The following is a 19,725-nucleotide window of genomic DNA, read 5'->3' as shown; positions in this document are numbered from 1 at the left end:
TGTGGGCTGACTACCAGCCCCAGCCGCCCCAGCCGCCCCAGCCGCCCCAGCCCCAGCCGCCGTGGCCCCAGCCCCAGCCGCCGCCCCAGCTGTTGCCCCAGCCCCAGCCGCCGTGGCCCCAGCCCCAGCCGCCGCCGTGGCCCCAGCCGCCGCCCCAGCCCCAGCCGCCGCCCCAGCCCGACTTGTGCTGGGCTGTGACAACCGCGGTGGACGACGCGTGGCTGGTGGCCGCGCTGGCAACGCCAGCCGAGGCACCGATGGCGACGATGGGGGCCACGACAACAGCAGCGGCCAGACGCCTGATCTTTGACGAGCGCATGATGTCCCACTCTTCCCTGGGGTCGAGTACTGGCTTCTTACGCCGGAGAGTGACCGGCGTTTGCGCCTCAGATCCTGCGTGCAGGTCTGGTGCGCCATGGTCCGCCCATCGATCCGAACGACTCACGCGAGCCGCAGCAGCGGCCCGCCATCGGGCGAACTCGACATTTGGTTCTTAAGGCGTCCCTATGGAACGAAACGCCTCGTATCAACAACATACGAGTAAGATCGGATTAAGTCAAAGCAAGATAAGCAAAGCCCCATATAAGTGGGCATACAGTGACGAATCCAGGACGGAAATTCGCAGGTCAGGACCCCCACCTGCCCGACCCGGAGCGCGGCCCCGATCTTGCCGCGCTTCCCTCGAGGCGGCGCAGCCGGGAGTCCCAGGGGGCTGTGCTTCGGGCCACCGTGGACCTGCTGAACGAGGTGGGCTACCGGCGCCTGTCCTTCGAAGGCGTGGCCCGCCGCGCCGGGGTCGGCAAAGCCACCATCTATCGCTGGTGGCCGAACAAGGCCGCGCTGGTGATCGAGGCCCTCAACGGGTGTGTCCCGCTTCCGCCGCTGCCCGACACCGGCGACCTGGAAGCCGATCTGCGCACCGCCGTCCGGCTCACCGTCGAGATCGTCTCGGCCATGCCCACGTGCCTGATCCTTCCGGCCCTGATCGCGGACATCATCGAGGACCCCTCCGGCACCGGAGGTTTCGCCGAACTCATCACTCCGCGCCGCGCATCCGTCGTGAAACTACTCGACAAGGCACGCGACGAGGGCCGGCTCCCACCCGAGACCGACACCACCTTGATGGTCGACGTCTACGCGGGAACCGTCGTCTACCGCGCTTCGCTAAGCCGAGAACCACTGGACGACGTGGTGATCGACCAGATCGTCAACCTCCTCCTGCACGGGTGCATCCCGACCCAGCCCCCGCCCCGCGACCAGGAGTAGAGCGTACGGCGGCCCGGCCCGCTCCCCGTCCCCGCCCCGCGATGCCGATCAAGGGCAGCGTCCGCGACACCCGGTTCACCTACCGCCAAGGCGGAACCGAGTATCAGCAGACGCTCCGCAGCGAAGGCTGAGAGTCGAGTAGCCCCGCGTGCATGTCATGTCCGGGGCGAAGGGGTCAGGTCTCGGCGATCGCGGCGACGCGCCACTGGCCGACCGACCTCCGACCTCCAGGTAGTCCGAGTCTTGAAGTGCTCTCCCGGCTGACGCCGGGAGATTCCTGCTTACCTTGCGGCAGCGGGCTTGACGCGCTTCGCGCGCCTGACGACTGCCCTCCCGGCAGCCGGGATGAGCGCGGGGCCCATCCGGTACAGGTGCAAGACGTTCCGGGCTGCGTTGTGGTCGGCATTGCCGAACCAGCCGCAGTCGGGGTTCTTGCACACGAACAGGGCCTGGGTCTCCCGGCTGCCGGGTGTGACGAAGCCGCACGCGGAGCAGCGCCGCGAGGTGTTCGGGGCCGGGACCTTGACCAGGGTGCCGCCTCGCCTGGCGAGCTTGTACGTCAGCATCGTGACCGTACGGCCCCATGCTTGTGCGCTGATCGAGCGGTTCAGGCCCGACTTCCGGGCGACGTTCCTGCCCGGCTCCTCGATGGTTCCGCTGGCGGACTTGACCATGTTGGTGATGGTAAGTGCTTCCACCACCACGACGCTGTACGTGCGGGCGATGTCGGTGGTGGTCTTGTGCTGCCAGTCCAGTGCCCGGCGCTTGGCTTTCGCGCGGAGTCCTGCGATCTGGTCGTAGGTGTGGTGCAGACGGCGGCTGGTGCGTTCGCCGGGCTTGCGGTGCTTCTTGCGCCGTGCGGCGCGCCGTTCCAGGCGCAGGAGCTTGGCCTGCTCGCGGTCGGTCAGCCAGGGACCGTGCTTCTTGGTGGCGTCGTCGGACAGGGCGATGGGAACGGTGACGCCGACGTCGATGCCGACCTCAGGGCCGGTGTGCGGCCGCGGCGCGGGCTCCAGGCTCTGGACGCGGAATGCGATGTGCCAGCCGAGCGAGTCCTTGGTCAGTCGTGCCCCGGTGATCCGGTTTTCCGCGCCTGCACGCTTGCCGACCGGAAGGTCTTTGGTCCACCGGAAGCAGACCCGGCCCACCTTGGGAATGTTGACCATGCCCCAGCGTCGGTGCACGCGGTTGATGTTCAGGTCGCGGCCCTGCGGGATGTCCACGGACATCACCGTGCGGAACCGGCCCTTGAAGGTCGGGGCGTCGGCGCGGCCCTCCCAGCAGTTCTTCCACGCCTGGAAGTACGTCTTGAGTACCGCTTGCGCGGCCTGGGCGGGGAGGACGGCCAGGAAGTCGATAACGGTTACCTCGACCCCGCTGCGAGTCAGGAAGTACGCGGTGCAGGCGCCGATCACGCCGCCGCCGCAGATCACCACTCGCAGGGTGGCCGCATGCTCGACGAGGTGCTGGCGGTAGCCGCCGTCCACCCAGGTCTTGCGGACGGTGGGATGCTCGGCGACGACCCGCTCGATCAGGGTCTGGCCGGCGACGGAGTCCTGCACGCTCGCCGCGGTGACCAGTACCGCCAGCAGCAGGCCGACGGTGTCGATCACGATGCTTCGCTTGCGACCCACGATCTCCTTGGACGGTCTCGACGCTGCCCATGCCCGCGTCCCCGTGCGCCTGGGCTTCTGGACGCCGTCGCGTACGGAAGGCGCTGGTCAGTATGCCGAGTTCACGTTGTCGATCGAACCGTAGCGCTGAGCCGCGTAGTTGCAGGCGGCGGTGATGTTCGCGACCGGGTCGTAGATGTTCCAGGACGTTCCCGCGACGTGGTAAGCGTTGAAGGTCGGGTCGATCACTTGCAGCAGCCCCTTGGAGGGGGTGCCGACCGCGGCGTTGGAGTCCCACTGGTTGATCACGTTCGGGTTGCCCGACGACTCACGCATCACGTTGCGGTAGATCCCGTTGTAGCTGCCCGGGATGCCGTGGGCGTGCATGATCGACAGCGACTGGTTGATCCAACCGCTCAGGTTGCCCTGGGAGAGGGTGGCGGCGGATGCGGTCGGAGCGGCGGCCAGCGCACCGGCGGCCACCGCGGCGCCGGCCGCGGCGACACCCAAGGAGTACTTGGCGCCCTTGGCCATACGACCGAGCTTCGATATCGCGGGGAACTGCATTCGAGGGCCGTCTCTTCCGTCGGGGAAGCCCGAGGAAGTCCGCCGGGCAAGCGAGAGTGTTGCGGATCCGGAAATCTTTGGTCAATAGTGACTTCTACTATCTAAAATCGTATTCATCCTGATGAGTCGCTTCGCCTGCGCCGCATTAACAAGTCACAGAGCGTCCGATTTGCTACTATCGAGCTTCATAGTGACGCACACCATATGGCGAAGGTCACGGCAGCGGGGACGTTTGAGTGGTTCGCGGAATGTGCACTAATACCAAAGGAGCAAATCGGACAAATAATCACAATTAGAGTGATTTATTCGATCTGTCTCTGGGTCCCGATAGCCCCACCTCCGCCCATGCGACCGATACGGCGATGCCGCGAGCCGTCTTCTCTTCTCAGGCGTGAGAGGAGGTCCCTGCCTGCAGCGCGACCCGCAGTCCTGGCTACCTGGCCGGCAAAAAGGATCACCCGGGGGGGGCGTCACTACACCACTCCATCAACGCCCTCGTCGAAGACCACATCGTTCGCTCTCAGGTCGGGCAGCACCCAAAACAGCGATGACTACGCCGAGCGCGCCGGAACTGACTACCTCACCTGTGCGAGCTCTGCCGCTGACACGTCGGCACTGGTCGTCAGACGTCGTCGGCGCTTGCGGGGCCTCCCCGGGGTGCCGTAAACGATGGCGGGGCTCGAGCAGGTGCGGTCGACCCGGCGCTGCTCGCCGCGGTGCCGGGTGAAACGCCGTAACCGAACGGCAGTTGACCTCGCGGGTCACTTCCGTTCTTCACCGGCTGCAATGGGGGCGGCGTTTGCTTCGAGTGCTCCCGCTTCGCGCTCTGTCCCACGTTCTCGGGCCCGCGTCACCGTTTGAGGTGACCTGGGCGGCGCCTTGTTGGCCGTCGCCGCGGGCCGCCCGGCCTGGCCCGGGGCGGGATGGCGGGCGTCATGTCGGAGCAGGGCGGGAACGTCACGCGGGCGCGTTACGAACAGATCGTCGCCGAAGCGCGGGAGCTCATCGCGCAGGTCACGCGGGCTCAGTTCGCCCTGGGCGACAAGGCGCTGGAGATCGAGCCGATGCGGCCAGTGGGCGAGTCGATGCCGAACGAGTGCTGCCCGACCGCGCGGTGCTGCCCAATCGCGCCCTGGCGGGGGGCGCGTGCCGGCGAACGCGGGCACGGCGAGGTCGAGCGGCGCCTGTTCGCGACCTTCGCACCCAAGGCGCTACGCCCACGGCTGGCAGCCTGGCTGGAGCCGCCGGTCCTCATCGTGCCCGAGCTACGCACGATGATCAGACTGGGTGTCCACGCCTACCACATACGCCGCCCGGCTCCATTGCCCCTGTCCGAGGACGAACTGTCCACCATCCAAACCTCGCTCCAACTGCTGCTCGGCAAGCGGAGCCTCCTCGTACATCCACAGCGGCGAGTGGAACACGCTCCACGCCTGGTACCGGACGTTCGGGCCGAAATCGTCTCAAGCAACGGCCACGGTCCTCAGATCGGCCACGAGCCCCAGACAGCGGACCACGAGCGGCGCCAGGCGTGAATTACCGGCTCCGCTGCTCAAAACGAATGCCCGACATGCAGCAGCGCCCCGGACGGGGGGACCGGGGCGCTGCTGCAGGCATGAGTCTAGGCTTCGATGTACGCCACCACCACGACCGTGCGTAGCGCGGTGACGCGTACAGGACGCGCACGTCCTCGATCTCGTCTGCGTACTCCACCCGTGTAACGACGTCAGCGCGTCCCCAGGATGTCCTCGGCGGCCGTCCCGGGCCTTTCGGCCAGGGAGGGCCGCCGAGGCTGGTCAACCTTCGACCAGGGCCGGGTGGACGACCTGGCATCACTTGCCTCGCAGCGCGGCGGGCCCGCGGCCCGACTGGCTGTTGGAGGGCGCCGATCCGCCCCTCAGCGCTGAAAGGCCCGACTACACCTCCCGAGCGAGTCAGCGACCGTAGTGGTGACCGTACTGGTGGTGACGGTAGTAGTGGTGGTGGTGACGGTAGTGGTGACGGTGGTGACGTCCGTGGTAACGGCCGTGGTCGTCGTGCCGCTCCTGCACCTGGGTGACGGAGGTGGCCCGGGCCGGAGCGGCCTCGGCCGTCGTGGCGGTCGCGAGCATCGCACCGCCTGCCAGGATGCCGCCGGCAACGGCGACGGCGAACGCCCGCGTCACGTTGGTTGCGCGCATGGTGTTACTCCTTCGTACTCGAATGTGGAGCCCGGCCGACGTGGAAGTGGCTTTCGTAACCGCACCGTCGGGGCTGGGGCACAGGACGCCGGAACGGGAAAGGCCCCGGGGAACGGCGAATGTCCACCGCATCGTCAGGCCCGATCCGCGCTCCGAACAGCCGGGCTGCTCATGTCTCAATTGGGAGCCAACACCAAGGACGAGTACGTGTAAATCAGAGAAAAGCGCACATTTCCCTCTTATTGCCGCTTCGCCCCCCATCTGCTCGACAAGCCTGGATGAATGCCTAGGTCAGAGCCGTGCCAGGGGAAGCTCACACATCCCGTATCCAGCACCCCGACGCAGAGGCAGATGGGTGAATCCGCGGCGAAGTCGGTGTCGGTTCAGGGCAGATGCCGACGCGGACGGTAGCATTCCGCTCTCCGCGACGACGACGTACGCGCGGCCCCCCCAGGACCGTCACCGTCACCTCCGCCTCGCTCACGTTGGACGGCCAAAATCAGCACACGGCCTGCCAGGGCGCCTTGCGTGAGTGTTTCAGCGGCACGCCGTGCGGCCCGGTGCTAGCTCCCGGTAAAAGCTCGCCCGCGGCGTCCGGTCGGCGAGCCGCGCGGCATCGGCTTGTGGCGAGCCGCCGACGGGAACGAGCTCCATGAGAAGGTGCTCGGCACACGCTGCCGCTGCGCTCGTGGATGACTCTCTCCATCACCGCGGCCGAGTCCCACCCCAACGACCCGGGCAAGGCCGACACCATCGCGTGACAGCCAGACCCTCTGCGGGCGCTCACCGCTGCCATGACGCGGCCGGTGAGGCGCGCCTCGCCGCCCCCCAGATACTCGCATCACCCCGGGAAGACGCGGAGTCGCCCCCTCGTCGTCTGGCGCCGGGGTACCGCCGGGGGTACCCCTCCCCCAGCGTTACTGGGGGAGGTCAGGACCAGAGTGTGTAGGTGACCGTTCGCTGGAACCCGTCCGGGCTGCCGTGGGTGTAGATCAGGCGCATCCGGGTGTAGTGCTTGTGTACATGGTTCTTCCACGGTTGCGGGTGGTCGAGCCGGACGATCACACGGTAGGAGTGGAATGTACCCGCCGCGCAGTACGGCTTGCAGTCGTTCACCTGGTTGACGCCTCTGGCCACTGCGGACGTCGAGTCCCACTGGGACCACTGCAGCGAGACGAGGATGCTGTTACCGTCACCGCAGGCGAGCAGGAAGTTACTGGGACGTACCTGGGGCTGCGAGAAGCAGTCGACGATCCTGACGTGCGCAGACCGCTGTGCCACGGCCTGTGCGGACGGTGGTGGATCCGCCTGGGCGGAAGCCGTTCCCGTTGCTGCTGCGAGCGATGCAGCAGCACAGAGCGTGACTGCCGTTTTTCCGAGCGTGTGTTTGGGCATCTCTGCTCCCGACCGCCTCTCGCCATCCGGGCCCGTGCCTTGCCCCTTGGCCGGCCCTGTCTGTCGGTGTGGCGGGGGCGGGCGTCGGACAACGGTGGCTTCGTTCCGTCGGCGATTGTCATCTGTGTCTTGTCTATCGACGCTACGACCGTGGTCGGAGATGCACCATTCGACTGGGGTGTCACCGTATGTCCGCCGGGTTTCGCCGTGACCGGTTCAAGCCCGGTCGGTCCTCGCATCCGGACAATGCCCGGGTATCTGCTGGCGGAGCAGGGTCCACCCGGCGCGTCAGGTCAGAGATTGCATACGGTCATCCAGCCGTAGCCGAAGCGTGTCCGTGTCGGCTTGCGGCCGAGATCTGACGACCCGAAGCTTGTTAGGCAAGCCTTACTTGCCCTAGTGTCTGCGTGTCCGTCCCCACGGCTTCCATCCGGAGCATTCATGTCCAGCGCGCAGATCACCTTGCTCGGCGCTATCGCCGGCTTCACCATTTACCTCGGCCTTCCCATTGGCCGACTGCGCAGTCCCGCGCCCCACCTTCGGGCAGGGCTCAACGCGCTCGCGATCGGCATCCTGGTCTTCCTGGTCTGGGATGTCCTCACGCATGCCTGGGAGCCGATCGACAGCGCGCTGAGTGACCACCGCTGGGGCACGGTCGCATCCGGTGGCCTGGTCCTGGCTGTCGGCCTGGCGCTCGGCCTGGTCGGCCTCGTGTACTACGACCGCTGGAGCCTGCGCCGTCGGCCCGCCCCCACACTGTCCCAGGGGCCGGGCGCTGCGGCATCCACCGAACTGGCGCCTCCGGTTCCCTCACAAGCCGGCCGTCTCGCTCTGATGATCGCCACCGGTATCGGCCTCCACAACTTCGCCGAAGGCCTGGCCATCGGCAACTCCGCGGCCAAGGGTGAGCTCTCCCTGGCCGTCCTGCTGATCATCGGCTTCGGCCTGCACAACGCCACAGAAGGCTTCGGCATCGTCGCCCCCCTCTCCGCCGAGGGCACCCGCCCCTCCTGGGGCACCCTCGCCCTACTCGGGCTGATCGGCGGCGGCCCCACCTTCGTCGGCACCCTGGTCGGCCAGCACCTGGTCAACGACACCCTCAGCATCGCCTTCCTCAGCCTTGCCGCCGGCTCGATCCTCTACGTCGTCATCGAACTCCTCGCAGTCGCCCGCCGCGCTGCCCTCAAGAAACTGACGACCTGGATGATCCTGGCCGGACTCCTTCTCGGCTTCGCCACGGACGCCGTCGTCACCGCTGCAGGAGCCTGAGAGCCAGTCCTGAGCACGGCCCCCTCGACGCGATCGCGGCGTCGAGCCGACGTCGTGTCACTCTCCAGGTTCCCGCGCATGTTCAGGCGGCCTGCGGCGGTCCGGGAACCGCCACAGGCCGGCACGCTGAGCGACAGCGCGGCGATGGGATGGCCGGCCCGGCCGAGCTCGCAGACATGGGTCCTCAGGAGGGGTACGTCCAGAGTTGGTTCGAGCCGCCGCTGCAGTCGTAGATGATGACCGGGGTGCCGTCAGCCGTGCCCCCTCCCGCGGCGTCAAGGCAGCGCCCTGACTGTGGGTTGCGCAGCGTGCCGTCGCCGGGTGCCGTCCACTGCTGGGCGGCAGAGTTGTTACAGGTCCACAGCTGCACACGGGTGCTGTTCGCGGTGCCGCCGCCGGTGACGTTCAGGCACTTCCCGAGCGACTGGAAGGTGTTCCCGATGTGGCTCCAGAACTGGTTGGACTGACCGTTGCAGGTGTACATGGTGATGCCGGCGCCGTCGGCGGTGTTGCCCCCGCTGATGTCGACGCACTTCGACCCGGTGCCCGTGATCGGCCCGCCGACCGCAGGAGTCAGCCGGATCAGACGGGAACCGTGAGCGGGCACGCCGCTCGCGGTCCAGCTGTTGTAGGCGGTGCCCAGCTCCGTACGCGAGGCCAGGTCACGTACGGACTGGGTCCCGCTCAGCCCCAGCGACGCGAGGTTGACGGTGATGTTGCTCGCGCTGGAACCGAGGTTGTAGACGGCGGCCACGGTACTGCCGTCGGGCATCTGCTTCTTCCAGACCTGCAGCGTGCCGCCGGTGACCTGGGTCGGTACGCGGCCGGCCTGGTCGACTCCGATGACCTCGGGGTTACTGAGGATGGAGACGGCCTTGCTGTCGATGAAGTAGACGTCGCCGCCGACGTACAGCGGGGCGGAGGCCATGGACCAGAACGTCATGACGGTCTGTCGCTCGGTGTCGTTCAGCCCGTCCTGGATGCCCGATCCGGTGTTGTTGCTGACGGGCATCGAGTCCAGGTCGGGCCAGTAGTTGGAGCCGACGGAACCCAGCCAGTTCGGCAGGTCGTTCCACCGGGCGCTGACCGAGCTGCTCCAGGATGAGACGGTGTTGCAGTAGCACTCGACGTCGGTGTCGACCCGGACGCCGTTGGCGTACGGCTTCAACGCGCCGGCGATGGAGACCGGGACCGGCCAGGCACTGGCGGTCAGGTACATCTGGCGGCCCGACTGGTCGATGGCCTGTGACCAGGCGGCGATGTCGGCAACGTTGTCCTGGGTGGTGCCGTCGATCTTTATGAAGTCGATGCCCCAGGAGGCGAACTTGTTCGCGATGGAGTTGATATAGCTCTGGCCGCAGGGCTTGGAGTAGTCGATCTTCCAGTTGGAGCCCCACCCGTTGGTAGCCGTGAGCGGCTGGACGGCGACGTCCTGGGTGTGGCAACTGGTACCGGCGATGGGGGCGTTCTTGTCGTACGCCTCCTTCTCCAGGCCGATGCCCAGGTAGATCCCGGACTTGAGTCCCTTGCCGTGAATGTAGGACGCCAGGCTCGCCATGCCGCTGGGGAAGCGCGCCGGGTCCGGGTCGGGGATGCCGTTGGCATCGGTGTGGAAGTTCCAGTTCAAGGTGGCGTCCCAGCCTGCATCGACGTTGATGTAGCTGTACCCAGCCGACTTGAGGTTGGTGGCCACCGAGTCCGTCGCGTTCTTGATGTTGTTCTCGTTCAGCCAGCTCGTCCCGTATCCGGAGCGGGTGGAGGACTCCACGCTCCAACTGCTCCAGCCCATGAAGGGCTTGGCGGTGAAGTCGCTCTTGGCGAGGGCGGGTTGGCCGGGCAGGGCGACCAGGGCGATCGATGCGATCAGCGTCGCGGGCAGCAGCCTGGCGAGGACGGCTCTCATGTGCACAGGGGACCTCCGGGTTGGGGATGGGCGCGCTGCTCCGCGGCGCCCGCTGCGGCGGGTCTCAGGCGATGGTGACTCGGTCAGCCCACGCCTGTGCGAGCACGCGGCGACCGAACGACGCGTCGGGTGGGCGCCGTGCGGGTATCACGGCGGCCGGAGGCGGTGATGCTGTCGCCTGGGAGGAGGACGGTGGACTGGGGAGTCAGCTTGATGACCATCGATGCTCCCGGAGGCTCACGCCGGTGGTGACAGACGGTTGCATTCTGCAGACACAAGCCGGGAACATGACAAGCACTTTTTAGCCACTCGGGGGCCTACGGCTTGAACACAGCCGTCACATCCGTAACCGCGGCGGCCGGGATCGTCTCGGACAGACCCGGATGACGAGACAGGGTGTTGGCCTTGGCTCTCTGGCTGCTGCCCAGATCGATGTTCCCACTGACCAGCGCGCGACGATCATCGATCAACTGGTCTATGCCGCGCCCGGCGGTGATGATCTCGGCGTACTGCGAGTCGAGGAACCCCACCAGCAGGCAATGCAGGGCGAACTCCGCACATACCAGCGACACTTCGTGATCCTACGCCTCGCTCGCGGAGATCCCCTTCCCGGTGGATGTGGTGAACGTGTTCGTCAACTCCGCCCTCGCCGGCGACATCGCCGACCAGGCTGTGGCGCTCGGCGCCAAGGCGGTCTGGTTCCAGCTGGGCGTCATAGACGAGGCCGCCTACGACAGGACTCGCGAAACCGGACTGCAGATGGTGATGGACCGCTCTGCGGGACGGGAGATCCCCCGGCTGGGGCTAAGAGATATCCCGTAATTCGCTGTGCGACGTGCCCCGCCGGGTCGGGTGCTGTGTACCGGATGTCGAGCTTGAGGTTGTGCAGCGCTGCGATGCCGACGACGGCGTGGTTACCTGAGTTCCACAGATGAGTGCGCGGCCGGAGGTCATGAGACCTGCTCCGACCTGCGGGAACGGCAAATCGCCTAGTGACACGGCGTGTCACTAGGCGTTGGCGTTATCCCAGGTCAGCGGCTTGCGGGTTGCCATAAGGCTTACCCCGTCGGCTTGTTGTCTGACGAGACTACCGCGTCGACTCGCCGAGGGCTGCGATTCCGCTGATCCACTTCCGGCGAAGATATGTGGCGATTCTTCCGTCTTTGCCGACCGACTTCCATCTTGCTTTCCTGTCGGATCGGCCGCAAAGCACAGCGCGCTGACCTGGGGCGATGGGAGCGCCTAGTGACACGGGCATTTCCGGCATCCTGCTTGTCCGTCCTGGTCAGGGCTAGAACCGTGTCACTAGGCGTTGGCCCATCTGTGGAACCCAGGGGTTAATGCCGTCGCCTTTGCGTCGGCATTGGCGGAGAATCTGGTGGTCTTTGAGTCGGGCGATGGCGTGTTCGGCGACGGCGCGGCGTTTGCGGAACCTGCGGTAGTTGCGGTCTTTGATGATGCGGCCGTCGGGTCCTCGGCGGGGTGTGCGGATGCGGTCGCTTCCGCGGTAGCCGCCGTCGCCGGAGAGCCGCGGATGGTCGGGCAGGGCTGTGCCGACGCTTTCTCGGAAGACGACGATGTCGTTGCGGTTCCCGGGCCACGCGTCCCCGACTGCGACGACGCGGCGGTCGCGGGCCCGGCACACGACCTGCACGTTCACACTGCGCCGGTAGTTCTTCGACTTTGCCGTCTTCGTCTTGTCGTGGACGGGAATCAGCGTGCCGTCGACGACCCACAGTTCGCGCCGGTCGGTGGGTGGTGGGCCCAGGAGCTGGGCGAGCGGTTCGGCGAGTCGGTCGATGACGCGGTGGGCCGCGGAGTCGGAGATGCCGAACAGGGAGCCGAGTTGCTGCATGGTGAGGTTGGTCCGGTAGGCCAGGATCAGGAGCAGGACCCGGTCGGCGAACGGCAGCGCCCAGGGCCGGCCGCGGCCCGTATCTGGCCTCCGGTCCCACAGCTGCTCGACGAGGTGGTGCATCTGCGGTCCGGTCAGCCCGGTCCAGGCGCGCAGGTCGGCAGTGGTGCAGTGGGCGAGACGCAGACGCATAGCCGAGATCGTAGAGGGCCAGCCTCTTTTGTCGGAACCGGTGTTGTCAGTGGTGACATATAGCTTTGGAGCTGGTTGTCGAACCGGCGCCTGGCCGGACAAGTACCCGCCGTCGTCAGAACAAAAGGGAGGTGGGAAGTCTGTGAGCACCGTGCTGTCCGATGTGGCGCCCGACTCCGCCGGTCCTGGCCCTGCCGCCGCGGCACTGCCCGCTCGCCGGTTCCGGGGGAAGAACAAGGGCGAGCGATGGAAGCGGGGCGAGGACACGGAACTGGCGGTGATCCGTCTGCCGCTGGACGTCCACAACCTCGACGACCTGCACCGCCTCGAGCAGTTGTACTCGGCGATGTGGTCGGTCAAGCGTGCCCTGCAGCGCGACGCTCGTGCCGCGGTTGACGCGTACTGGGCCGGCGATGTGCGCCGCGAGGTGGACGCGAAAGCCTGGCGGCAAACTCTCGGCCTGTCCCGGGAGGGGATGGAGCGTCGAGGCTACCGGCACGTGGAAGCCTCCCGGCATCTCGCCCACCACGTCACGAAGGCGCTGGTGATGCACCAGGCCGACGAGGTATTCGAGACGGCTGTCAGCCGGCACCTCTTCCCCGATGCGACCGGGCGCCGCTTCGGCCGGCCGAGGACCGGGTCCTGGTGGGACTACACGCGGATCCCCGGCCGTGCCCGTTCACACACCACGGCGCGGAAGTGGGAGACGTTCCGCCTCCACGGCACCCTCGCCGGACACTTCGCTGCCTACCGGCACCGGAACCTCGACCCGTCGGTGACCGTGCCGGAGCAGGCTGCCGGACTGCCAGCAGACACGAGCGTCCTCGAGCAGCCCCGGCGCCTGCCGGTGTCTGCCCGGCCAGCTGGCCGCATCGCGACCGGTGAGGTAACACCGAAGGGCACGCCGAAGACCCGCGCGGCGACCTGGTGGGACCACACCGGGCCGCTGACCGTCGTCTTCACCGGCGGCGCCGACTCCCGGCGTGGCGACCTGGTGCTGCCTGTGCGGCTACCTGCGGGCGCGGGCCGCTGGCCCCGCCTCATCCACTTCCTGAACAACCCCGAGACGTGGCACAAGGTCGACCTCGTGCGCCGCCGCGCCGCCGCCGCGCCCGGCGGGTGGGCGTACGAGGCGCACCTGATGGTGCTGACCGGCGGCTACGCATCCCCCGCCACCCGCGCCCGACGTGCCGCGGCAGCAGACCTGTGCCGCATCGGTGGGATCGACGGCAACGTCTCCAACGTGTCCGTGGTCTCCTTCCCACGCACCTTCGACCCTGACGACGGTGAGGTGAAGGCGACCCGGGTCGAGCCCACCGACGAAGAGCGTGCCGCACTCGCCAAAGCCCGGCGCAAGGAACGCGGCCGTAAGCGGGCCCTGGACCGGTCCCGCCGGGCGGCCAACGCCAAGCAGTACGGGCCGTCAAAACGGCAGCAGGCCCGCACCGCACGCCGCCAAGCTGCCGGCCTCCCCGAACGGAACGTCCAAGTCCCAGGCGGTGTCCGCGCCGCGAACAAGGCCGGGGTGCCGAAGCAGGCGTACCGCAGAGACGATCTGTCGGCCGGCTACCGCCGCAACCGGGCACGCCTCGCCGAGGCCACGGCGACCGCGGCCGCGGCAAAGGACCACCGCGCCCGCCGCATCGCCGAACGCATCGTGGGTGACCACGGTCCCAACCTCACCGTTGAGGACTGCAACGTCAGCACGTGGTATCGCCTGTGGGGCAAAGCCCTGCAGGCCACCACACCCGGCCGGCTCATCACCGCGATCGGCCGCGAGTGCGAGAAGACCGACGGGCGCCTGCTGCGCGCCTCCACCTTCACCACCAAGCTGTCCCAGACGTGCCTGTGCGGCGAGAGAGTGTCCAAGACGCTCGCCGACCGGGTCCACACCTGCCCCGCCTGCGGCCTGGTCGCCGACCGGGACATGGTCTCCGCGGCCCTCGCCACGCACGTAACCCTCACCGACCCCGACGACCCAAGCACGGCGCGCCTGGACTATGTCCAGGCGCGCACCACACAGATTTGGTTCTCACAAAGGCTGCAAGGGGCCCTGTCGAGTCAACCGCAGCGCGGTGCCAGCCCGACCCGGGGCCGCACCCACGCGGCAGCCCACACCCCGGGAATCCCCGGACAGCGGGCCTCTGCTCGACAAAACACCACCGACCGGTACCGGCCCACCCCGAATGAGACCCGACCCGCGAACCAGCGGCACAAGGCCCACGTCGGAACAGCCGCCCACGAAGGGAACGCCCCACCCAGAGGCGACATCCCCGAACGGGAACTGGTCGGACGGCATCTCATTACGGGATGACTCTTAGGCTAACTTTCACCACTACGCCGACCCGCGTCGTCAGGTGCCGAAGAACTCGACCAACACCGGGGCGAGTGCGTCCGGGGCCACGTCGTGCGTCTGGCCGTCGAGTGTCCGGTGCTCGGCCGTGGGAAGCGCGTCCGCGGTGGCCTTCGCCGCCTGCTGAAGGCTCTGCGGGCCGGCGCCACCGGCGAGGACCAGCGCCGGAACGGCGATCGTCGACGCCAGGTCGCGCGGCACGCTGCCGTCGCCGAGCACCTGGTCGTCGTAGGCGAGTGTCGGGGCGATTACCTCGAACGTTCCCCAGCCCGGCTGTGCCCGCATGCCGGCGACGGCCTCCGCGGGAATGCCGACGTTCGTCATGAACAGCGCCACGGCGTCGCCCTTGCGCCCGGCGGCGAGCAGCTCGCTGAGCCGTTGGGTGTACTGCTTGATGCGGGAGCCGTCTTCGACCTCGGCCATGAACGGTGGCTCATAGAGCGCCAACTTGGTGACCCCGGGGCCGGCTGCCGCGGTCGCCAGGGCGATAGCCGCGCCGGAGGAGATGGCGTAGACGTATGCCTCGCCGCCGGCCTGCACGATGAGGGCCTGCAGGTCCTCGACCTCGCGGGCGACCGCGTAGGGCGGGGTGTCCGAGCTTTCACCCCGGCCGCGACGGTCGTAGGTGTAGACGGTGAAGCTGTCGTGCAGCAGCGCGGCGAGTGGCCGCATCGGCCCCGCGGCGCGGTAGCACATGGCGCCGTCGACGAGGACGAGTGCAGGGCCGCTGCCGGTGCGTTCGTAGGCGATCGTGGTGCCGTCGGCTGACGTGACTGCTGGCATGTCGCGCTCCTTACCCCTGCTGGTGTTCCGGTTCGGCGTTGAGAGCGGCCACGTAGACGTCGAAGCGGTCGAGGCTGGTGGTGAATCCGGTCCTCGCCTCGGCGCTGAGATAGGCGGCCGGCACGTTGGTCTGATGGGTGATCACCTCGGTACACCCGTCGTTCAGGTCGACGAAGGTGATCGTGGTTCGCATGCCGCCTTCGACGTCGGCCTCGATCCACACCAGCCGGTCCGGCCGGCGGACCTCCACGAAAACAGCCCGCATCGTGTAGGTGCTGCCGTCGGCATCGCTGACCATGGTTGTCTCGAAGACCCCGCCGGGCCGCAGGTCGATGACGATGTTGCCGACCGGCGTGGTCGTCCCGGCCGGCCCCCAGAAATTGGCGAGGTGCTCCGGCGTGGTCATGCAGTCGAACAGCAACTCGGGCGACGCTCGGTGCACGCGCCGATAGGTCAGCTCGCCGGTCGCGGTCATCGTGTCGTCCCCTCGTCGCTGCGCTGCTCGGCGCGCAGCGCAGCCAGATGCTCGTCGAGACGGTCATGACGGTCGGCCCACATCTGCCGGTGACGCGCGATCCACCCGGCGGCCGCGTCGAGACGCACCGTTTCCAGAACGCAGGGCCGAGACTGCGCGGTCCGGGTCCGCGAGATGAGGCGGGCGCGCTCGAGCACCTTCAGGTGCTTCGAGACCGCCTGCTGCGTCATCGCGAACGGCTCGGCGAGCTGGTTCACCGTCGCCTCACCACGGGCCAGACGCTCCAGGATCGCGCGCCTGGTGGGATCGGCCAGCGCCGAGAACACCAGGCTCAACTCGTCTTCAACCACTGCCATGCCCCGACCCTACCCACAACCGCAAGTTTGCACAACTGATGAGTTGTGGACCTCGCGCCGGCGGCTAACGGTCAGTGGCCTCGACGAAGGCCGGCTCGCGCTTTACATGCTCGCCCAACGACTGTCACTGACGGCAGGTCCACTGCGGCTCCTCGACGGGGACTTCCCTGACCGGGCGTTCATGCAGGGGGTCGCCGAGCATAACTTGAACGAGGCCCTGGCGCTGGTCTCGGCGGTCTAGAGCAGGGCATCCGGGTATAGAAGACCAGCACCCGCTGCGCGAGGCGAGCCACCATGGCGGCGGCCAGGTTCGCGCCGGGCAACGCGGTGTGTTGGGCGTGGGCCGCCTCGACGGTGGCCTGGGCTGTTCGCCAATGGCACAACTCGTCCGCTTCCGGCGTACCCCTGTGTGATCGTCGGATTCAGAGCACAGACTCAGTCGCATGAGACTTCTGGTGATCGGTGGATCGGTTTTCCTTGGACGGGCGTTCGCCCATGAGGCGCTGCGGCGCGGATGGGAGGTGACCACCTTCAACCGGGGTAAGACACATGCCGACTTGGACGGCGTTCAGGTCGTACGCGGCGACCGGGAGCTCCACGAGGACCTGGCGCGGCTCGCCGAGGCTGGGCCCTGGGACGCGATCGTCGATGTGTGCGGCTACGTTCCCCGCGTGGTCGGGGCTTCAGTCAAGGCCCTGGCCAAGTCCGCATCTACGTATCTGTACGTCTCCTCCATCAACGCCCGCCCCGGCTGGCCCGCCGAGCCCGTAGACGAAAGCGCGCCCCGTCACCAGGGCAGCCCGGATGCGGGTCCGGATGACGGCGACTACGGCAAGCTGAAGGCGGGCTGTGAGATGGCCGTCGAGCAGGGCTTCCCGGGGCGCTCGCTAATCCTTGAACCTGGTCTGATCATCGGACCGCACGACCTCGCACGTCGCGTCACCTGGTGGCTGCGCCGCGCCGCTCAAGGCGGCCGGATGGTCGCTCCGGGAGCGCCCGAACGCGAAATGCAGTTGATCGACGCCCGCGATATCGCGATCTTCGGCCTGGACCGGATCGAAGCCAAGGACGACGGGATATATCTGGTCAGCGGCACTCCCGCGAACGCGACCTGGGGCAGGTTCTTGGACGCCTGCGTCGCCGAGACCGGCGGCAAGGCGAAACTGGAGTGGGTGGGCGACGAGATCCTGAACCAGCATGAGGTCACTGTCTGGACCGAGCTCCCGCTGTGGGCCCCGTTGGAAGGGGAGACAGCCGCAATCTGGAAGCCCAGCTCGGCCAAGGCCATCGCCGTAGGCCTGCGCTGCCGTCCCGTCGAGCAATCCCTCCACGACACGGCCAGCTGGCTGTTCGGCCCCGGCGGTCTCGACGAGGCTTTCGGCGAACTCCGCACCGGCCGAGAAGCCGCAGGCATCACCCCCGAGCGCGAACAGGCCCTGCTAACAGTGGCAGAGGCCCGATCGGCTGAAGCCGGACACACCACTCCCCGTGCCGACGGTGACGCCGAGGCGGCGAGGCGCCAACAACCGTGACTGGGTTTACCGGACAGGCCCGCCGAGGGATCTGCGGGGGCCGAGACTCTGGGATCGAGATGGTGCCGCCGAGCGCGCGTGCGCTCGGCGGCACCATCAGATCAGATCAGGTGTTCCAGACCTGGAACTCCGAGACCTGACCGGCCGGCCAGCCGGTGTTCGCCGTGATATTCACCCGGAAGTATCGCTGGGTGGTCGCGGCGAACGTGATGGTGACCGTGTTGTTGGTGGTGGGGTCGAAGGTGTAGGTGGCCGACGACTTGATGGTGCTGAAGGTGCTGCCGTCGGTGCTGCCCGACAGGGACAGCGTCTGGTTACGGGCGCCCCAGGCTGCGGGGAGCTGGAGGACGACACGGCTGGCGCTCTGCGCGGAACCGAGGTCCACCTGCACCCACTGCGGAAGGGCGTTGTTGGCGCTCTCCCAGTAGGTGCCCTGGTTGCCGTCCGTCACGTTCGAGGACGCGTATACGTCGGCGTGGCTGGACTCGGTGGTGGCCTTGCCGGCCGCCAGGTTCTTGCTCACCGTGCCGGCGCCGGTGCCGGTCAGCGCGACCGTGGTCGTGCCGTTCGACGCGTTGCTGGCGATGCTGAGGTCGCCGGTGCGGGTGCCGGACGCGGTGGGCTTGAACGTGACGTTCACCGTGCAGGAGGCGTTCGCCGCGATCGACGTCCCGCAGTTGTTGGTCTGCGAGAAGTCGCCCGTGGTGGTGATGCCGGAGACTGTCGCGCCCGCGGTACCGGTGTTGGTCACCGTGACCGTCTGCGCACTACTGGTGGTGTTGAGCGCCTGGCTGGGATACGTCAACGACGTCGGGCTGGTCGACAAAGTCGCCGCCGAGGAGCCGCCGCTGCCGCTGGGGAACACCTGGAAGTCCGACAACTGGCCAGCGTTCCATCCCGTGTTGGCGGTGATGTTCACCCGCACGTATCTCGCCGTGGCGGCGTTGAACGTGATGGTCACCGTGTTGTTGTTGGCGTTCGGGTCGAAGGTGTACCCGGCTGAACCGACGATCGTCGAGAAGCTCGAGCCGTCCGTGGATCCCTGCACCGCCAGAGTCTGCGTGCGAGCCGACCACGCCGTCGCCGGCGGGAGCTTGAGCACGACCTTGCCGACGCTGTAGTTCTGGCCGAGGTCGACCTGGGCCCATTGCGGGAACGAGCCGTTCGCGCTCTCCCAGTACGTCGACGCGTCCGGGTCGGTGAGGTTCGAGGCGACGTACGGACTGCTGCTCGAACTCGCCGACGCCGGCCGCCCGGCCGCGACGTTGGTGGTGCTGTCGATGCCGCTGCCGGCCAGGGAGACGGTGGTCGGGCTGTTGTTGGCGTTGCTGGTGACGGTCAGGTTGCCGGTGCGCGATCCGCCCGCCGTGGGCTTGAACCCGACGCTCACCGAGCAGGACGCACCGACCGCGAGAGTGGAGCAGTTGTTGGTCTGGCTGAAGTCGCCGGTCGCCGCGACGCCCGAGACGGTCGCCGAGGCGGTGCCCGAGTTCGTCACCGTCACCGTCTGCGCGGCGGCCGACGAGCCGACCACCGTACTGTCGAAGGACAGGCTCGCCGGGTCGGTGTTCAGAACCGGTCCCGGCGCGGTGCCGGTACCGGAAAGGCTGACCGTATTGGTGATCCCGCCCGCGTTGACGGTCAGGGATCCGGTACGGCTACCGGTCGCCGTCGGCGCGAACTTCACGCTGACGGTGCACGAGCCGTTCGCCGCGATCGACGAGCCGCACGTGTTGGTCTGGGCGTAGTCGCCACTGGTGGAGATCGACGAGACGGACGCGGCAGAGCCGGTCGGGTTGGAGACCGTCACGGTCTGCGCGGCGCTCGTCGAACCGGTCGCGACCGAACCGAAGTTCAGCGCGCTCGGCGTGGCGGTCACACCTTCGTCCGGGTAGGGCGGGTAGACCGGAGTCGGCCACGGGCCGCAGTACGGCGTGCCGCTGATGCCGGAGTTGCCGCCGCCGTCGGTGACGACGAAGTTCCCGC

16 protein-coding genes and 4 pseudogenes are annotated in these 19,725 nt (G+C 67.8%); 7 read left to right on the top strand and 13 right to left on the bottom strand.

Annotation, left to right across the window (positions count from 1 at the left end; translation table 11 throughout):
• Positions 1–10: 10 nt before the first annotated feature.
• A complete protein-coding gene (locus EFK10_RS49040; protein WP_206305766.1) occupies positions 11–319 on the bottom strand; it encodes a hypothetical protein in 309 nt (102 codons plus the stop codon).
• A gap of 410 nt (positions 320–729) precedes the next feature.
• Here EFK10_RS49040 and EFK10_RS39030 point away from each other — a divergent pair, with 410 nt between their 5' ends.
• Positions 730–1,266 (top strand): TetR/AcrR family transcriptional regulator, encoded by a 537-nt coding sequence (locus EFK10_RS39030; RefSeq protein ID WP_127360394.1) that lies wholly within the window; start codon positions 730–732, stop codon positions 1,264–1,266.
• A gap of 281 nt (positions 1,267–1,547) precedes the next feature.
• On the opposite strand, the gene EFK10_RS39025 is transcribed toward EFK10_RS39030, so the two are convergent.
• The 3 genes and pseudogenes from EFK10_RS39025 to EFK10_RS39015 all read right to left on the bottom strand — a co-directional run bounded on the left by EFK10_RS39025 (position 1,548) and on the right by EFK10_RS39015 (position 3,446).
• The gene (locus EFK10_RS39025; protein WP_322973459.1) at positions 1,548–2,699 is read right to left on the bottom strand and encodes an RNA-guided endonuclease InsQ/TnpB family protein; all 1,152 of its coding nucleotides are present in this window, start codon (positions 2,697–2,699) and stop codon (positions 1,548–1,550) included.
• Positions 2,700–2,948: pseudogene (locus tag EFK10_RS52930) on the bottom strand (transposase); the annotation flags it as partial.
• Positions 2,949–2,987: 39 nt separating this feature from the next.
• On the bottom strand, positions 2,988–3,446 hold the full coding sequence (locus EFK10_RS39015) for a transglycosylase SLT domain-containing protein (protein ID WP_206305765.1): 459 nt from the start codon (positions 3,444–3,446) through the stop codon (positions 2,988–2,990).
• Positions 3,447–4,630: 1,184 nt separating this feature from the next.
• On the opposite strand from EFK10_RS39015, the pseudogene EFK10_RS39010 reads away from it, so the two are divergent.
• Positions 4,631–4,981, top strand: a pseudogene (locus EFK10_RS39010) (alpha/beta fold hydrolase); the annotation flags it as partial.
• Between the two features lie 399 nt (positions 4,982–5,380).
• Here EFK10_RS39010 and EFK10_RS39005 read toward each other — a convergent pair.
• Both EFK10_RS39005 and EFK10_RS38995 read right to left on the bottom strand, forming a co-directional pair.
• Entirely contained in the window at positions 5,381–5,626 is a 246-nt protein-coding gene (locus EFK10_RS39005; protein WP_127360393.1) for a hypothetical protein, read from the bottom strand.
• Between the two features lie 930 nt (positions 5,627–6,556).
• A complete protein-coding gene (locus EFK10_RS38995; RefSeq protein ID WP_322973458.1) occupies positions 6,557–6,907 on the bottom strand; it encodes a hypothetical protein in 351 nt (116 codons plus the stop codon).
• Positions 6,908–7,462: 555 nt separating this feature from the next.
• Between EFK10_RS38995 and EFK10_RS38990 the strand changes: the two genes are divergently transcribed.
• Complete coding sequence (locus EFK10_RS38990; protein WP_127360391.1) at positions 7,463–8,290, top strand: ZIP family metal transporter; 828 nt, start codon at positions 7,463–7,465, stop codon at positions 8,288–8,290.
• Positions 8,291–8,474: 184 nt separating this feature from the next.
• Here EFK10_RS38990 and EFK10_RS38985 read toward each other — a convergent pair whose 3' ends face one another.
• Positions 8,475–10,193 (bottom strand): glycoside hydrolase family 27 protein, encoded by a 1,719-nt coding sequence (locus tag EFK10_RS38985; protein ID WP_206305764.1) that lies wholly within the window; start codon positions 10,191–10,193, stop codon positions 8,475–8,477.
• Between the two features lie 317 nt (positions 10,194–10,510).
• On the bottom strand, positions 10,511–10,765 hold the full coding sequence (locus EFK10_RS38980; RefSeq protein ID WP_127360390.1) for a hypothetical protein: 255 nt from the start codon (positions 10,763–10,765) through the stop codon (positions 10,511–10,513).
• Between the two features lie 10 nt (positions 10,766–10,775).
• Between EFK10_RS38980 and EFK10_RS38975 the strand changes: the two are divergent.
• Positions 10,776–11,015, top strand: a pseudogene (locus tag EFK10_RS38975) (CoA-binding protein); the annotation flags it as partial.
• A gap of 469 nt (positions 11,016–11,484) precedes the next feature.
• Here EFK10_RS38975 and EFK10_RS38970 read toward each other — a convergent pair.
• Positions 11,485–12,240, bottom strand: a complete 756-nt coding sequence (locus EFK10_RS38970; protein WP_127360388.1) for a transposase — start codon at positions 12,238–12,240, stop codon at positions 11,485–11,487.
• A 142-nt stretch (positions 12,241–12,382) separates the two neighbouring features.
• Between EFK10_RS38970 and EFK10_RS38965 the strand changes: the two genes are divergently transcribed.
• Positions 12,383–14,554: a transposase gene (locus EFK10_RS38965; RefSeq protein ID WP_240677745.1), complete on the top strand. Its 2,172-nt coding sequence runs from the start codon at positions 12,383–12,385 to the stop codon at positions 14,552–14,554.
• Positions 14,555–14,593: 39 nt separating this feature from the next.
• On the opposite strand, the gene EFK10_RS38960 is transcribed toward EFK10_RS38965, so the two are convergent.
• The 3 genes from EFK10_RS38960 to EFK10_RS38950 are packed head-to-tail and all read right to left on the bottom strand — an operon-like array spanning position 14,594 to position 16,207.
• Positions 14,594–15,376, bottom strand: coding sequence for an alpha/beta fold hydrolase (locus EFK10_RS38960; RefSeq protein WP_127360387.1), 783 nt, complete (start codon positions 15,374–15,376; stop codon positions 14,594–14,596).
• 10 nt (positions 15,377–15,386) lie between these two features.
• Positions 15,387–15,851 (bottom strand): SRPBCC family protein, encoded by a 465-nt coding sequence (locus EFK10_RS38955; RefSeq protein ID WP_127360386.1) that lies wholly within the window; start codon positions 15,849–15,851, stop codon positions 15,387–15,389.
• The gene (locus EFK10_RS38950; protein WP_206305763.1) at positions 15,848–16,207 is read right to left on the bottom strand and encodes an ArsR/SmtB family transcription factor; all 360 of its coding nucleotides are present in this window, start codon (positions 16,205–16,207) and stop codon (positions 15,848–15,850) included. Before EFK10_RS38950 ends, EFK10_RS38955 begins: the two co-directional genes overlap by 4 nt.
• A gap of 58 nt (positions 16,208–16,265) precedes the next feature.
• On the opposite strand from EFK10_RS38950, the pseudogene EFK10_RS51375 reads away from it, so the two are divergent.
• Positions 16,266–16,448 (top strand): annotated as a pseudogene (locus tag EFK10_RS51375) (aminoglycoside phosphotransferase family protein); the annotation flags it as partial.
• Between the two features lie 202 nt (positions 16,449–16,650).
• On the top strand, positions 16,651–17,739 hold the full coding sequence (locus EFK10_RS38935) for an NAD-dependent epimerase/dehydratase family protein (protein WP_206305762.1): 1,089 nt from the start codon (positions 16,651–16,653) through the stop codon (positions 17,737–17,739).
• 106 nt (positions 17,740–17,845) lie between these two features.
• Here EFK10_RS38935 and EFK10_RS38930 read toward each other — a convergent pair.
• Positions 17,846–19,725: choice-of-anchor D domain-containing protein (locus tag EFK10_RS38930; protein ID WP_127360384.1), on the bottom strand; the 1,880-nt coding region annotated here is incomplete at its 5' end.

This window comes from Streptomyces soli, from assembly GCF_003999195.1.
In the GTDB taxonomy this organism is placed as follows: domain Bacteria; phylum Actinomycetota; class Actinomycetes; order Streptomycetales; family Streptomycetaceae; genus Actinacidiphila; species Actinacidiphila soli.
This window is presented reverse-complemented; position numbering and strand designations above follow the sequence as displayed.

Coding starts and splice junctions, on each gene's coding strand:
- EFK10_RS38950 (WP_206305763.1), bottom strand. CDS start 16,207: ATGGCAGTGGTTGAAGACGAGTTGAGCCTGGTGTTCTCGGCGCTGGCC.
- EFK10_RS38935 (WP_206305762.1), top strand. CDS start 16,651: ATGAGACTTCTGGTGATCGGTGGATCGGTTTTCCTTGGACGGGCGTTC.
- EFK10_RS38955 (WP_127360386.1), bottom strand. CDS start 15,851: ATGACCGCGACCGGCGAGCTGACCTATCGGCGCGTGCACCGAGCGTCG.
- EFK10_RS39005 (WP_127360393.1), bottom strand. CDS start 5,626: ATGCGCGCAACCAACGTGACGCGGGCGTTCGCCGTCGCCGTTGCCGGC.
- EFK10_RS38960 (WP_127360387.1), bottom strand. CDS start 15,376: ATGCCAGCAGTCACGTCAGCCGACGGCACCACGATCGCCTACGAACGC.
- EFK10_RS39015 (WP_206305765.1), bottom strand. CDS start 3,446: ATGCAGTTCCCCGCGATATCGAAGCTCGGTCGTATGGCCAAGGGCGCC.
- EFK10_RS49040 (WP_206305766.1), bottom strand. CDS start 319: ATGCGCTCGTCAAAGATCAGGCGTCTGGCCGCTGCTGTTGTCGTGGCC.
- EFK10_RS38990 (WP_127360391.1), top strand. CDS start 7,463: ATGTCCAGCGCGCAGATCACCTTGCTCGGCGCTATCGCCGGCTTCACC.
- EFK10_RS38985 (WP_206305764.1), bottom strand. CDS start 10,193: ATGAGAGCCGTCCTCGCCAGGCTGCTGCCCGCGACGCTGATCGCATCG.
- EFK10_RS38970 (WP_127360388.1), bottom strand. CDS start 12,240: ATGCGTCTGCGTCTCGCCCACTGCACCACTGCCGACCTGCGCGCCTGG.